We start from the raw sequence: 14,047 nt of genomic DNA on the forward strand, positions 1-14,047 counted from the left end.
GCGCGCGTTTTGGGCGATAAAGCCCTTACGCCTGCTGATAGTGCAGGTGCTTCTCGTCGATATCGGCCAGGTCGCGGTCGAGGTAGCGGCGCGCAAGCCAGTTGGCCATGGGGAGGTTCTGGTCCAGGTAGTTACCGCACTCCTCGGGAGCGGCACCGGGGACATCGCCCTCAAAGCCGGCGACAAACTCGAACAGCTCACGCACGAGCGGCAGGATCTCCTCGCTCGTCACCTCGCCAAACACAACCAGGTAAAAGCCCGTGCGGCAGCCCATGGGGCCAAAGTAGACAATGCGGCCCGACCACTCGGCATGATTGCGAAGGAACGTCGCGCCCAGGTGCTCGATGGTGTGGCACTCGGCCGTGTTCATGACCGGCTCCTTGTTGGGCGTGGTCAGGCGCAGGTCAAAGGTGGTGACGGCGGCCCCGGTCGCCGGATCGCGGTCGATGCGGCTCACATACACGCCGGGCTCAAGCAACAGATGGTCAACGGAAAAGCTGGCGATGCGCTCCATGGCAGATCCTCTCGATAGTCAAATTGGGACGGGGCTCTTTTAGCTGGTTCGATTGGTCGCACCAATCATACCAGTCAAAAAGCCCCGTCCCAAAAAGACAACTTAGCCCAAGACGCGGGCCATGCGTGCCTTGAACTCGGAAAGGAAGCGCGGAGCATCCACGGTCAGTGCCACAAGCGCGCTCTTGTCCGGATTGGACAGGCGGCGCTCATCGCAGATGGTGCGGCCGCGATACTCGCCCAGCAAGTCAACACGCAAGTTGCAGGCGAGCGCACCTACGAGCGTGGGGTCGATCGCCACGGCAACCGCCAGCGGATCGTGCAGCGCGCAGCCGCCCAGGTAGGGCGCGTTCATCTCGTACGAACCAATGTAGTGCTCGACCATGCTCGCAAATGCGCAGCCAGCCATAGTGCCCGAGCCCGTCCAGCCGGCAACGTCGCGGCGTGTGAGCACCACGCGATGCGTCACGTCCAGACCCACCATGGTGAGCTTGCGACCTGAACGCAGCACCGCGTCGGCTGCCTCGGGGTCGCTCGCCATGTTGGCCTCAGCGCCCGCGCTCACGTTGCCGGGCACGGTAAGGGCGCCGCCCATCACGACCACGCGGCCGATGGACATCATCGCCGCCGCATCGCGCTCCAGGGCGAGCGCCAGGTTGGAGAGCGGGCCAGTCACTACGTAGACCAGATCGGGACCATAGGTGCGCGCGGCATCGATCAGATAATCGACCGCAGCGTTGCCGTCGGCCGAGGTCGCCCCCACCGGCTCGTAGGGCGACGCGGGCACGCTCGCGCCGCCGATGCCGTTCTTGCCGTGAATGAGCGCGGTGGACGCCGGCGGCGCATAGGGTTCAGTCGCCTGCAGAGGACGGTCGGCACCCAGGTACACCGGCACCTCGGGACGACCCAACAGGTCGAGCACCGCCAAGCAGTTGTGCGCCGACTGCTCGACGCGTACGTTGCCAAAGCACGTGGTGATGCCCACGAGCTCCACCTCGGGACTCGCGATGGCATAGGCCAGCGCCATCGCATCGTCCACACCCATATCCAGATCAAGGATCAGCTTCTTGATTGCCATTGTTCTACTCCGCTTCTCCGTCTTTATCGTTTAACCAAACCAATGTTCAACTTCGGCGCGCGTGGGAATCGATTGCTGAGCGCCCAGGCGCGACACCGTCACTGCCGAGGCGCGAGCACCCGCGGCCATGCACTCAAAGAGCGGCAAGCCCTCTAGGCGAGCCGCCGCCAACGCGCCGATAAACGTATCGCCGGCGGCCGTGGTATCGACTACCGTGCTCGAAAGTGCCGGCATGCGCAGCAGCTCACCGTCATCGCCGAGCGTAACCGAGCCGGCACCGCCCAACGTGATGACCGCAGCTCCGGCACCCCTAGCGAGCAGGGCGTTGAGCGCCACGACGCAGCTTGCATCGTCCGCGGGCAAGATTCCCGTCAGAACCTGGCACTCGGTCTCGTTGGGACAGACCAGGTCGACCGCAGGCCAGGCCTCCGCAGGCAGCTCGCAGGCAGGCGCCGGATTAAAGACCGTATAGAACCCCAGCTCGTGAGCGCAAACAAGCGCATCGGCCGTCGCTGCAAGGTCACATTCACCCTGAGCGATAAAGACGCTTCCGACAGCCGGGGCAATCTCGCTGGCGTCGCCGTCGAGCTCATGGGCCGCCAGACGCCTCAACGCGCAGGCAACGTCCGCGCCCGCAAGCGCATGGTTGGCGCCCGGTGACAGTATGATGCGGTTGTCGCCCTCGCAGCGAATGATGGTTGCCGTTCCCGTCTCCACGTCATCGCGATGCACTACAAAGTCACAGTCCACACCGGCGTCTTGGAGCCCCGCCACGAGCGACGCGCCGAACGCGTCGCGACCGACCGCGCCGATCATGTGCGTGCAAGCGCCCATACGCGCGGCAGCTACGGCCTGATTGGCGCCCTTGCCGCCGGCGTTGGTGATAAACCCGCTGCCGCCGACGGTCTCGCCCGCACGCGGTATGCGCTCGCACGCCACCGAAAGGTCCATGTTCATGCTGCCGAACACCGCAACGATGCCGCGATCTGCCATGGAAACCTCCTCATCTGCGGGCCTTATGCCCACCGCCAGCCGTCGATCGTGCACTCTCGCACCCCCTATAACTTTAGTTCACTTTGATGTGGACGCGCGCTTGAGCTTGCGCCAGCAGCAAGCATTCACAGGAGCAGGCAGCTACAATGAAGGCGTGCTGATTATTCTCGTCATTGGATGATGTTTTATGGAACAACTCTCGCAATCGGGCTCGCGCGGTCGACGCCGCACGGGCAACGAGCCGGCGCCGCACGAACGCGTGAAGGGCGAACGCCGTGCCAACGAACCGCGACGCACCGTGAGCCCCCATCGTGCTTCTGCCAACAACGCGGGCCGCGCCAACACTCCCGCCGCGGAGCAGACGCCTGCTCGCCCCAAATCCCGCTACATCCCTGCCCTTGACGGCCTGCGTACGCTCGCCGTCGTCGCGGTGGTGCTCTATCACCTTAACCTCACGTGGGCGCAGGGCGGCCTGCTTGGCGTCACGATCTTCTTTGTGCTTTCGGGCTATCTGATCACGCGCTTGCTGCTCAACGAAGTCGCTAAGACCGGACGCATCGACCTTAAGAGCTTCTGGATTCGCCGCATCCGTCGCCTGGTCCCCGCCGTGGTGACCGTCGTGGTGGTAACCTGCGCGCTGTGCACTCTCTTTAACCACGTGATGCTCACCAAGATGCGCCCCGACATCCTGCCGTCGCTGCTGTTCTTCAACAACTGGTGGCAGATTGCCCAAAACGTCTCGTACTTCAATGCTCTGGGCGACCCCTCGCCGCTCACGCACTTTTGGTCGCTTGCCATCGAGGAACAGTTCTACCTGATTTGGCCGCCACTGCTGTTTGCCATGGTATCCATGCATGTGAGCAAACCCAACACGCGCCGCGTGGTTCTGGGCCTTGCCGTGGTATCTGCCCTAGCCATGATGGTGCTTTACAACCCTGTCGCCGACCCCAGCCGCGTGTACTACGGCACCGACACCCGCGTGTTCTCGCTGCTGCTGGGTGCCTGGATGGCCTTTATCCCCGATCGCGACCTGGCGCCGGTGCGTCTCGCTCATCGTTTGGGGCTCAATCGCCTGGCTGGCGCCGCCAAGCACGGCAAGAACGCCGAGGGCAAACCTGGCGAGAAGGCCGACGAAGCAGCCGAGACCGCCCCGGCACAGCCGAGCGCCCTCGTGCGTTTTTGGTCCTCGCCCGCATCCATCGATGTGTTGGGCGTCGTGGGTCTGGTTGGCCTTGCCGCCATGGTCGCGCTCACCAACGGCTACACCGCCTTCCAGTATCGCGGAGGCACGCTGCTGTGCTCGATCCTCACGCTCATGGTCATCGCGGCCTGCGTGCAGCCCCAGGGAATGGTTGCCCGCGCGCTGTCCGCCGAGCCACTCGTGTGGGTTGGCAAGCGCTCCTACAGCATCTACCTGTGGCACTATCCGCTGCTGCTCCTCATGAACCCGGTCGCCAACATCAACGATACGCCGTGGTGGCAGTACATTTTGCAGGTGTTGTTGGTGGTCGCCGTGGCAGAGTGCTGCTATCGCTTTATCGAGACTCCGTTTAGGAAGGGCGCCTTTGGGCGCACCGTCGCCGAATTCCGCGATGGCACCACCACGCCCGCCAACTGGGCACGCACGCACATCCCTGTCTGCGCAGCCTGCGCTGTCGTGTTGGTCGTTGCACTGGGCGGCCTGATCTTTGTGCCCGAGACGTCTGCGCTGAGCGGCGAGGGCGCCGAAGTTCTGAACAAGGAAGCCAAGAACACCGCGCCCACCGACCAGCAGGCGGCCGACGACACCGACAAGGACAACGACGGCTTCCCCGATGGCTCCTACGATCTGCTTATGATCGGCGACTCCGTGTCGCTGCGTGCCGTAGACACCTTTGACGGCGTGTTCCCGCACAGCCATATCGATGCCGAAAAGGGTCGCCAGTTTGATGCGGGGCGCGCGACATTTGAGGGCTATATCCAGCAGAACCTTGCCGGCAAGATCGTGGTCTTTGCCCTGGGCACCAACGGCTTGGTAACCGACGACCAGATCGACGCCATCATGGCCGATGCAGGAGATAAGCGTATTGTGGTGTTTGTGAACACGCGCAGCCCGCAGCCGTGGGTTGGCTCTACCAACCAGGCCATCGCCAACGCCGCTACGCGCTACAAGAACGTGCGCGTTATCGATTGGTACGGATACAGTGCCAACCGCAACGACCTGTTCGATGGCGATGGCACGCACCTATCGACCACTGGCGTGACTGAGTACCTCAACTTGATCCACGATGCCGTCAAGAAGGACCTGCCCGTACACCCCGAGGATCACGTCAACGATCCGCAGCCGGCAGCCGTCAAGTCTGCCACCGACGCGCTCGTCAATGCGCTCGCTCTCAAGCCGCACAAGTTGGGCACCGACAAGTAACCTGCAGCGCAAACTTCCCACATCCGGAGGGGGCGTCTGCCGTGGCAGACCCCCCCTCCGGCAGTTAGGGACGTTCCTTATGTACCGGTACCTAGGGACACTCCTGGCGCAGCCAATGAAGACCTCTACGGATGAATTCCAGGCCGCTCCGTCGCTCCAGACATCGTTTCCGCGCCTCGTGCCTGCCCCAAACAATCAAAACAAGCCCTTTTCGCCGCACCCTCAAAGGTCTGTGGGCAAAAAAGGGCAAATATGAGTACTGTTACCATTTTAGTAGCAGGCAAAACCACCCAAAATGACGTCCGAGCGACCCCTACAACCCCCTAAAGCAGCCAACCTGACTGGTTTAAGGCGTATTGGAGCCAATTTTAATGAACAAACTAAAGGCTATGTTCATTATCTTTTAGGATGTAAATGCTATTCACTTAGCAACAGTACTCATATTTGGCATTTTTTGTCCATTGCTATATAACTAACACCCTATAGCAGACAAAAAACAGGCCGCAGCCCATCGCTGCGGCCTGTTCGGAAGCAAAAGTGGGCGTTAAGCGCTGTAGCCCATCGCCTGCAGAACAAACATGACGACCGTGAGCACCGTAATCACACCGATAGTCGCCCAAGTGAGCACATTCCACACGCGGCCGTTGCGGTTGGCACCCATAATGTGACGGTCGGCTGCGATAACCACCTGGAACACCAGAACCACGGGCAACAGCACACCATTGATGACCTGTGAGGTCATCATAATCTGGAACAGATCGACGCCGGGCATAAGCACCAGCACGGCAGAGATACCGATGATGGCCGTAATGATGCCGCGATAGACCGGGGCCTCGTCCCAGCTGCGGTCGGCACCGCGCTCCCAGCCAAATGCCTCGCAGATAGCGCTCGACGTAACGCCCGGCAGCACGCAGGCAGCCAAGAAGCTCGCCGCGACCAGGCCCGAGGCAAACAGTACCGTGGACCACTGACCCGCAATAGGCTCCAGCGCGCGGGCAGCATCGGCAGCATCGCTAATCTGAATGCCCGCCGGGAACAACACCGTACCGGTCGTGATGATAATAAAGCCGGCAATGACATCGGCAGCAAGCGAGCCGCTCACGGTATCGATGCGCTGCAGCACGATATCGTCCTCGCCCGCGTTCTTATCGACCACGTTGTTCTGCGCCAAGAAAATCATCCACGGCGCGATGGTGGTACCGATCGTCGCGACCACGAGCGACACGTAGCTGGGGTCATTTTGAATGTTAGGCACGACCAGGTCGACCGCGACCTCACCCCAGTTGGGGCCAGCCATAAACGCGGCGACAATATAGGTCACGAACACGCAGCTCACCAGCAGCAGAATCTTCTCGATGCGCTGGAAACTACCCGACATGGTAAGCATCCACACCAGCAGCGCCACCAACGGCACCGAAATGCTCGCCGGCACGCCAAAGAGAGCAAGGCCGCTGGCGATGCCCGCAAACTCCGAAATGGTAACAGCCGTGTTGGCGATCAACAGCGCCGCCATAGCAAGTACACTCTTGCGCACGCCAAAGCGCTCACGAATGAGCGATGCCAGGCCCTTGCCCGTGACGCAGCCGCAGCGTGCCGCGGTCTCCTGCGTCACGATGAGCAGCACAGTCATGACGGGAAGCATCCAGAGCATCTTGTAGCCATAGCTGGCGCCCGCGCTGGAATACGTTGCAATGCCGCCGGCGTCATTGCCCGAAAGCGCCGCCAGCAGACCGGGACCCATAGCGCCAAAGATGGCCGCGATGGTCAACTTTTGCTTGGTGCCCGACTTTTGCTTGGTATTTTGCACGCGACCACCTAACCCATGACCGACATGGTGAGCAGCACCGCAGCGGCGCAGTACGCTACGCACGAGATCATGACGGCAATAACGTTCATGGCGGTGCCCGACGTGTTGAGGTCATGCTCGTCACGCCAGAACAGCACCATCAGGTAAATCACGGCGCTCATGTTGCCAACCAGGCAAATGATGGCAGCGATATTAAAGCACCCGGTAAAGAGTTGCTCCTCAAACATGGGCGCATCGGGGAACGCGGCAGTGCGCACCAGCTGCGCGCACAGGTAAGTAACAAGCGAAAGGATCAGGCCCATACCCGTGCTCTGGAAGAAGAATCCCAGGTACGGTTTGGGCTCGTCGTCGTGACCGTCGTACTCGAGGAAGTAGTTCTTGACGAACGACACCATACGCGAGGCAGCCAGCAACACGAGCGGCATGGCGCACATGGGGAACACCACCAAATGCGCGGAGCCCAGCGCCGTCCCCAGCACCGTTGCCATGATGCACGAGGCGATGCCCCACACGACGACCCAGTACTGACGATGCACGAACCAGCTGAGCACGTTCGTCGAGTCGTCCGACGCGCTATCGCCCGAGCCGACACCGGCGATCTGCAGGTCCTCCTGATGCTCCTCGGCAATAACGTCCATGGCGTCGTCGAAGGTCACGATGCCCAGGATATGACGGTTCTCGTCGCAGACAGGGATGGCAACCAGGTCGTACTTGGTCATCTCATCCGTCACGTCTTCCTGGTCCTCGTCGGGTGACACGTAGACCAGATCGCGATAGGCGAGCTGGCCCAGCGTGGCGTCGCGGTCGGCCACGATCAGCGTGCGCAGCGAAAGCACGCCGGTCAGCATGCCGCTCGGGTCCTCGGTATAGACGTAATAGACGCTCTCAAAGTCCTCGTCGAGCTTGCGAATCGCCTCGATGGCGTCGCCGACCGTCGCCGTGGCGGGCAGCGAGACAAACTCCGAGGTCATGATGCGGCCGGCGGTGTTGTCCTCGTAGCCCAGCAGATTACGAATCGCCTTCTCCTCCTTGACGCCCATCAGGCGCAGGAGCTTCTCGGCCTTCTCATAATCGAGTTCGTCGATCAGGTCGGCAGCGTCGTCCGGGTCCATCATGGCCAGCATCGACGATGCGTCGGTATCGGACAGGCCCTCGAGCATCTCGGTCATAAGCTCGTCGTCATCGAACTCCGAGATGGCCTCGGCGGCCTGGGCAGTATCGAGCTGCGCAAACACCTGCGCACGCAGGCGCGGGTCGAGCTGCTCGATAATGTCGGCGATGTCGGCAGGGTGCAGCTCGCCGAGCGTCTTGTGCGACACCGAGAGTTGAATGTTCTTGGTCGAGCGGTCGAGCAGGTCCATGTAGGACCAAGCGATGATGTCCTCACTGAGCGGCTTGCCCAGGTGCTTCATAAAGCCTTCGACGATATGCTCAAGTGCGGGGCTGATCGCGCGTAGCAGACCGCGGGCGCCCACTTCGGCGCCCAGCAGGCGCAGCTGATTTTCGCCCGACATGGAAAACTTGATGTCGTTTACGCGCACGACTTTCATGCCCTGCGTGTCGACGATCTGCTTGTTGAGCACGTCGCGGGCAAGCAAGAGTTCGGTCGGCTGCAGGTACGAAAAACGGATTTCGGTGGCCGACGTCTTAAGGTGTACACCCGTCTCGTCGATACGGTCGACCCATTTGCGCCAGCTGATCATAAACGGCGTCTTGCCGGGTCCGCGGAACGCGAGCGACGTCACGTGCGGAAAAACTTCGCCGGTAGCAATGCCAAAATCGTTCACCACGCCGAGCTTTTCGCCGTCGACGTCCAAGACCGGCAATTTGAGCATCTCACTCAGATAATTCAATGGTGCTCCCCATCATTATTCCTCCGGACGCGGCCGCATGTGCGGCGTCCGGGGGCTTCTGGATATGTATACGCATGCGCGGGCGGCACGCCGCTCGACGCTTACACCCCGTGCATGCGCAAAAAGCACCTGCATGGGGTCATCGACTGTATGGTCGAGGTTTGGATTTCACCTGTAACCTTTCTCTTGACCCTCATTAACCGCAGTAACTATAGCATCAGCATCGCCCTGCGGCATCGAATTTATGCGCTGCACATTGCAGGCATACCAAACGCTGACGCATCCGTGACATAGCCATTGGGGACGTTCTTAAACGACTACCCAATGACTACTCTGTGGTGTCGTTGTCCTCGGCAAGTTGGGGGAACACGGCGTCCTTGGGCATGGTGACCTTCGTCAGCGAGGTGAGCTTTTTGCTCAGCGACGTGTCCGTCTTGACCAGGTCGCTGAGCGTCACGATCTTGTAGCCGTCGGCAATGAGGCCGTCGATAATCTGCGGCAGCGCCTCGAGCGTCTGCTCGGCGCATTCGTCTCTATCGGTGAGCAGCACGATATTGCCCGGCGTCACCGAATCGAGCACCGTCGAGACCTGCTCGTCGGCACCGTTGAGCAGCCAGTCGCCCGAGTCAATATTCCACGAGACCACGGCGGAGACCAGGTCCATCGCATCAATCCAGTTTTGCTCGTCAAAGGCAGCGTAGGGAGCACGCAGTAGCATCGTCTTCACGCCGGTCGCCGACTTAATCGCATCGGTGCCTTTCGTGATCTGTTCGCGTACCGCCTCACGGTCCTGACCCTTGAGCGAATCGTCGCTGTAGCTGTTGGATCCGATCTCGCACCCGGCATCGACAATCGCCTTGGCCGTGGCAGGCGAGGCCTCGGCCGCATCGCCCGAAAGGAAGAACGTCGCGGTGACGCCCTTTTCCTTGAGCACCTGCAAGATCTGTTTGGTGGCGCCGCTCGGACCCTCGTCAAACGTCAGCGCCACGTACTTTTTGTTGCCCTTGGGCGCCACACTGGCGCACGCAACAACGCAATCGGTGGCGGGCACAACCTCGCCGCGGTCTTGCGTCTTGCCCGACTGCTCACCAACCCACACCTCGGAGCGGCCCTGGACACCCCACGTCTGCACATACTCGATAGCGCCCGTGCCCTCGACCTTGAGCTTGGGCTCGATAACCGTAGCCTGAACCTCGTGCTTCTCGTAGGTGTTACGGCCATCCTTGACCGTCACCTTCTCGCCGCCCTCGAGTTCGCGGCTATCCCATTTGCCCTGCTTCACGCGCTTGCCGTCGACCTTCACCGACAGCTTTTCGCCCCCATGGCGCTTGAGCACGCTGTCATCGACGGCCAGCAGGTCGCCTGCGTCGTAGGTGTCAGTCAACTCCTGGTCGTCGATGAGATTCTGCAGCGTAGAGCCCACGCGCACCGCGGTCTTCTGGCCGTTAAGTTCCACGTCCACGCTGCGGTTGACGTAGCCCACGACGGCAGCGATAAACAGCACGAGCGCGCAACCCACGGCGATGAGCGCATAGGGCAGGCGAGACGAACGACGGGGTGTGCGGCTGTTGCCGATGCGAGCGCTGCGATCGCTAAAGCCGCGGCTATGGTTGAGATACATCGCGCCGGGCTTACGGTGACGCTTGCGCTGACCGCTGGGCAGCTGCCCCAGGTCGCGGCGCGCCGTCGGACGCGTACCCGAACGCCCGTTTAAGTTGGATCCGTTTTGGCGCATGTGCCCTCCCCCATAAACACAGCAAGCCGGAGCAACAGGTCTCCGGCTTGCCTCCCATCATTTGGTACGTCGCTATTTTGTAGCTTTTGACGAGCCTCCGCTCGCCTTTTGGTATTCGTCCTTAAAGGCCTTGAACATGCCGCGCGTCTTGCCGAGCTGCTTGCCCAGTGCGCGACTGCCCTTGTCCACGGCAACCGATCCCTTGTCGTCGAGCACCTTGGCGCCCTTCTTGACCTTATCGCCCACCACGACGCTTGCCTCGGCAGCCTTGGCAGCCGCACCGCCCGAATACCCGAGCGACTTGACCTCGTCCGAGACGACCATCGCGCCGTTCTCGTAGCCGCGCAGCATCGTCGGCGGCACCTGCGTGTCACCAACCAAAACACTCGAAGCAGCACCGGCGGTCACATAGAATGCCTGCACGATGCCCGAACGCGGCTTGAACTCCACATCCGAGCAATAGCCCACGACGTCGCCCGATTCCGTGCGCACGTCCATACCGACCCAGATGATGCAATCGTCCAGGTTGATGTCGAGGCGCTTGGCGGCGGCGGCATCGTACGTGTCCTTGACGTCATCGACCGCAATGGCGCCCTCGTAGACACCAATGGCGTCGAGCGCTACGAATCGGTCGGGACGCTCGATCATGCCCGCGATATCGGACTGGCGGACCATAAAGCCGACCACGCGCGTACCGCCCGGGGTAAAGACCGGAAAGTGAATCTTTCCGAGCTTTTTAGGGCTGCGCGGCGTGCCGTCCTTTTTGGTGCGCTTGTCCTCGGTAGGCTTGCGATAGATCTTGGCGCCGACAAAATCCCCGGCGCGCATTATGCCTCGGTCGAGGGCTCCGCAGCCTCGGTATCAGCCTCGACGGCGTTCTCGACCACGACGTCGGCGGCAGGCGTCACGTTGCCGCCCGAAATGGCGTCGTTGAGCTGCTCGCGCAGCTGGTCCATGCGCTCGCGGGCCAGGTCGACCTTGGCGCGCAGGTCATCGGTCTTGGCGTCGACCATCGGGCCAAAGTCATTCACCGCAGCACGGGCCTCCTCGGCGCTGTGCTCGTAGGTGTCGCGCATATTGTCCCAGGCGTCGTTGGCGATATCGGCAGCCATGGCGCGGGTCTCGGCGCCCGAGCGCGGGGCCAGAGCAACGCCGACAATAGCGCCGGCAGCGGCACCAAAAAGTGCGCCGGAGACAAAGCTGAAAGTCTTACCCATGATCATTCCTCTCCTGCGGGCACGTCGGTGCCCACCGTTTGAATGCTGTCCATTATACCCGCAGCGCATCACTTGCCGCTCCGCTCATCTGCGTACGGCAAAGGCGCAGGTACGTGATGGTGATAAACGCGTAGGCCTACTCCTGGGGCATAGCCGGCATGGCCACCGTGGCACCCGGGTCCTCGCCGGCGCCGTCCACGAGCGGCAGGCCGCCCTCATGCGCAGGCCCTGCCGGAACCGTCGCCGCACCGCCAAAGACGGCAGCGGAGGCCTCGTGGTTCTCGGCAACCGCGCCCTCGATATCAATCGCCACCTGGGGCTCATCGTCAAAGTCGGGGACGCCTTGGGGCTCGGTTGGAACGGGCTCGGCGGTCGCATCGGCAACGGGCTCGGCGTCGACCGGCACATCGCCCTCGTCAGCGCCCTCGTCCTCGGCAGCATCTTCGCCGTTCGCAGCGGCGACGGCCTCGTGAGGATCCTTGCCCTCGGCCTCGGCGCGCATGCCCAGCACCAGGTTGCGCAGGCCCGCGACCGTGCCCTCCACGTCGGGGGCAGGCTGGTCGGCGTGCAGATAGGCCCAGTCCATCATAAAGGTGGCCGAAGACAGCGCGCCGATGGCCAGCGCGTCGTCGGGGCACGAAAGCTCAACCTCAAAAACGCGCTCGTCGTGCTCGCTTACGCGCGTGCGGCCGCACGAGATGCTGCCGGCAAGCCCGGTCTCGTTCATGAGCTCGACCGTCACATGCTCAAGCAGATGGCAAAGCTCGGTCTGACCCATGCAGTCCTGGAACTCGCGACCGGAATCACCCAGGCACAGGTGCTTGGCAATCGCCGGCACCAGGTAATACACGCGCGCCGTGGCCTCGATATCCTCCGAGGTCATGAGCGGCATGCCGGGGTTCACCAGCACATGCGCGCAGATCTTGTCCTCACTGACGGTGACCTTAAGGATGTTGAACAGGCCTGCCATAACTCTCCCCTACTCTTCCTTGTCCTACTCGTCGCCGTCGTGCGGATTCGCGGAACCCGCACCCGACGTCGTCGGCTCGTCTACCGAAGACTCGGAATCCTTCTTATCGGTTTCGACCGGAGCGATCACGCGAATGAGCGAGATGCGCTGGCCACGCATCGACTGAACTTTAAACTTGTACCCCGCGACCTCAAACACCTCTCCGATGTCGGGCACCGAGTCGCAAAGCTCCAAAATCCAGCCGGCGATGGTCTCATAATCATCGCTTTCCTCGAGCGGCCAACCAAGCTCAATCGCGTCATCGCACGAAAAACGCCCATCAACGAGCCACTCGCGGCGCGAAAGGCGCGTGAGATACTTGTTGTCGGGGTCGAACTCGTCCTCGATCTCGCCGACGATCTCCTCGACGATATCCTCGATGGTGATAATGCCGGCCGTGCCGCCGTACTCGTCCACGACCACCACGATCTGGTCGTGCGAGGTCTGCATCTCGGACAGCAGCGGCAGGATGTCCTTGGTGTCGGGCACAAAGGTGGCGTCGCGCAAAAAGCCGGCGATGGGCTGGTCGCCCTTGCCGTCGAGCGCGGGCTGAATCAGGTCCTTGATGTGCGCGATGCCGGCGACGTTGTCGGGATCCTCGTGATAAACGGGGATGCGGCTAAAGCCGGTCTGGCGCATGGTGGATAGCACGCTAGCGACCGTCTCGTCGTCCTCGCACATGGTGGTGTCCACGCGCGGCACCATGACCTCGCGGGCAACGGTGTCGCCCAGGTCGAAGATCTCGTGGATCATGCGCTTTTCCTCGTCGAGCAGGTCGTCCTGCTCCGAGACCATGTACTTGATCTCTTCTTCCGAGACGTTCTGGCGGTCGTCGGCACTCTTGATGCGCAGGATGCGGGCCAGGCCATCGGAGCAAGCGCCAGTCAGCCACACGAGCGGACGGGCGATCTTCTGGAAAAACGACAACGGCCCCACGACCTGCTTGGACACGCCTTCGGCGTTGGCCAGGCCGATGCGCTTGGGCACAAGCTCGCCGATCACGATGGACACGAAGGCGACCGCGACGGTGATGATGACCGGCGCCAGGCCGCGCGCGATGGCGGAGAGCGGCGCGATGCCAAAGCTCATGAGCCACGTGGCGAGCGGGTCGGACAGACTCGTCGAGGCGACGGCGGACGAGGCGAAGCCCACGAGCGTGATGGCGACCTGGATGGTGGCGAGCAGCTGGTCGGAGTCGGCAGCCAGCTTAATGGCACGCTCGGCGCGCTTGTCGCCTTCCTCGGCCTCGTGCTCCAACACGGCGCGCTTGGCCGTGGTGAGCGCCATCTCGGACATAGAGAAGTAGCCGTTGATGAGGGTCAAAACGAGGGTGGTGATAAGGGAGATGGTTATGTCCATCGGGAGTTTCTCGAACCTCCAAGATTCGGGACGTCAGGTTAAAACGTTGATGGCGGATACGGCAATTGCACCGGCGCCC

The 14,047-nt window shown here is 62.0% G+C and carries 11 protein-coding genes; 1 reads left to right on the forward strand and 10 read right to left on the reverse strand.

What is annotated here, in order from left to right; genetic code table 11:
• Nucleotides 1–25 precede the first annotated feature (25 nt).
• The 3 genes from ACESUZ_RS06615 to ACESUZ_RS06625 form a co-directional block, all read right to left on the reverse strand.
• A complete protein-coding gene (locus tag ACESUZ_RS06615) occupies nucleotides 26–514 on the reverse strand; it encodes an S-ribosylhomocysteine lyase (protein ID WP_055310646.1) in 489 nt (162 codons plus the stop codon).
• Between the two features lie 102 nt (nucleotides 515–616).
• Entirely contained in the window at nucleotides 617–1,591 is a 975-nt protein-coding gene (locus ACESUZ_RS06620; protein WP_373199153.1) for a nucleoside hydrolase, read from the reverse strand.
• Between the two features lie 30 nt (nucleotides 1,592–1,621).
• Entirely contained in the window at nucleotides 1,622–2,584 is a 963-nt protein-coding gene (locus ACESUZ_RS06625; RefSeq protein WP_373199155.1) for a ribokinase, read from the reverse strand.
• A 187-nt stretch (nucleotides 2,585–2,771) separates the two neighbouring features.
• Between ACESUZ_RS06625 and ACESUZ_RS06630 the strand changes: the two genes are divergently transcribed.
• Complete coding sequence (locus ACESUZ_RS06630; RefSeq protein ID WP_373199157.1) at nucleotides 2,772–4,988, forward strand: acyltransferase family protein; 2,217 nt, start codon at nucleotides 2,772–2,774, stop codon at nucleotides 4,986–4,988.
• Between the two features lie 544 nt (nucleotides 4,989–5,532).
• Here the strand turns inward: ACESUZ_RS06630 and ACESUZ_RS06635 are convergent.
• From ACESUZ_RS06635 to ACESUZ_RS06665, 7 genes are all read right to left on the reverse strand, one after another.
• Entirely contained in the window at nucleotides 5,533–6,729 is a 1,197-nt protein-coding gene (locus ACESUZ_RS06635; protein WP_006235731.1) for an Nramp family divalent metal transporter, read from the reverse strand.
• Nucleotides 6,730–6,803: 74 nt separating this feature from the next.
• Nucleotides 6,804–8,648 carry a magnesium transporter gene (locus tag ACESUZ_RS06640; protein ID WP_117758587.1) on the reverse strand — a complete coding sequence of 615 codons (1,845 nt, stop codon included), beginning with the start codon at nucleotides 8,646–8,648 and terminating at the stop codon, nucleotides 6,804–6,806.
• 328 nt (nucleotides 8,649–8,976) lie between these two features.
• Nucleotides 8,977–10,383: a polysaccharide deacetylase family protein gene (locus ACESUZ_RS06645; protein WP_271737751.1), complete on the reverse strand. Its 1,407-nt coding sequence runs from the start codon at nucleotides 10,381–10,383 to the stop codon at nucleotides 8,977–8,979.
• 72 nt (nucleotides 10,384–10,455) lie between these two features.
• Nucleotides 10,456–11,211, reverse strand: a complete 756-nt coding sequence (locus ACESUZ_RS06650; RefSeq protein WP_055252569.1) for a PRC-barrel domain-containing protein — start codon at nucleotides 11,209–11,211, stop codon at nucleotides 10,456–10,458.
• Nucleotides 11,211–11,600 (reverse strand): YtxH domain-containing protein, encoded by a 390-nt coding sequence (locus ACESUZ_RS06655; RefSeq protein WP_035136593.1) that lies wholly within the window; start codon nucleotides 11,598–11,600, stop codon nucleotides 11,211–11,213. Before ACESUZ_RS06655 ends, ACESUZ_RS06650 begins: the two co-directional genes overlap by 1 nt.
• 136 nt (nucleotides 11,601–11,736) lie before the next feature.
• Entirely contained in the window at nucleotides 11,737–12,570 is an 834-nt protein-coding gene (locus tag ACESUZ_RS06660) for a cyanophycin synthetase family protein (RefSeq protein WP_373199160.1), read from the reverse strand.
• 24 nt (nucleotides 12,571–12,594) lie between these two features.
• Nucleotides 12,595–13,968, reverse strand: a complete 1,374-nt coding sequence (locus ACESUZ_RS06665) for a hemolysin family protein (RefSeq protein ID WP_373199161.1) — start codon at nucleotides 13,966–13,968, stop codon at nucleotides 12,595–12,597.
• Nucleotides 13,969–14,047 lie beyond the last annotated feature (79 nt).

Origin of the sequence: Collinsella aerofaciens ATCC 25986 (genome assembly GCF_964239575.1) — a bacterium.
Classification (GTDB): domain Bacteria; phylum Actinomycetota; class Coriobacteriia; order Coriobacteriales; family Coriobacteriaceae; genus Collinsella; species Collinsella aerofaciens_BQ.

What these genes read in the sequence shown, in the direction of transcription:
- ACESUZ_RS06665 (WP_373199161.1), bottom strand. Translation starts at nt 13,968, where the DNA reads ATGGACATAACCATCTCCCTTATCACCACCCTCGTTTTGACCCTCATC.
- ACESUZ_RS06660 (WP_373199160.1), bottom strand. Translation starts at nt 12,570, where the DNA reads ATGGCAGGCCTGTTCAACATCCTTAAGGTCACCGTCAGTGAGGACAAG.
- ACESUZ_RS06655 (WP_035136593.1), bottom strand. Translation starts at nt 11,600, where the DNA reads ATGGGTAAGACTTTCAGCTTTGTCTCCGGCGCACTTTTTGGTGCCGCT.
- ACESUZ_RS06650 (WP_055252569.1), bottom strand. Translation starts at nt 11,211, where the DNA reads ATGCGCGCCGGGGATTTTGTCGGCGCCAAGATCTATCGCAAGCCTACC.
- ACESUZ_RS06630 (WP_373199157.1), top strand. Translation starts at nt 2,772, where the DNA reads ATGGAACAACTCTCGCAATCGGGCTCGCGCGGTCGACGCCGCACGGGC.
- ACESUZ_RS06645 (WP_271737751.1), bottom strand. Translation starts at nt 10,383, where the DNA reads ATGCGCCAAAACGGATCCAACTTAAACGGGCGTTCGGGTACGCGTCCG.
- ACESUZ_RS06615 (WP_055310646.1), bottom strand. Translation starts at nt 514, where the DNA reads ATGGAGCGCATCGCCAGCTTTTCCGTTGACCATCTGTTGCTTGAGCCC.
- ACESUZ_RS06625 (WP_373199155.1), bottom strand. Translation starts at nt 2,584, where the DNA reads ATGGCAGATCGCGGCATCGTTGCGGTGTTCGGCAGCATGAACATGGAC.
- ACESUZ_RS06620 (WP_373199153.1), bottom strand. Translation starts at nt 1,591, where the DNA reads ATGGCAATCAAGAAGCTGATCCTTGATCTGGATATGGGTGTGGACGAT.
- ACESUZ_RS06635 (WP_006235731.1), bottom strand. Translation starts at nt 6,729, where the DNA reads ATGGGTCCCGGTCTGCTGGCGGCGCTTTCGGGCAATGACGCCGGCGGC.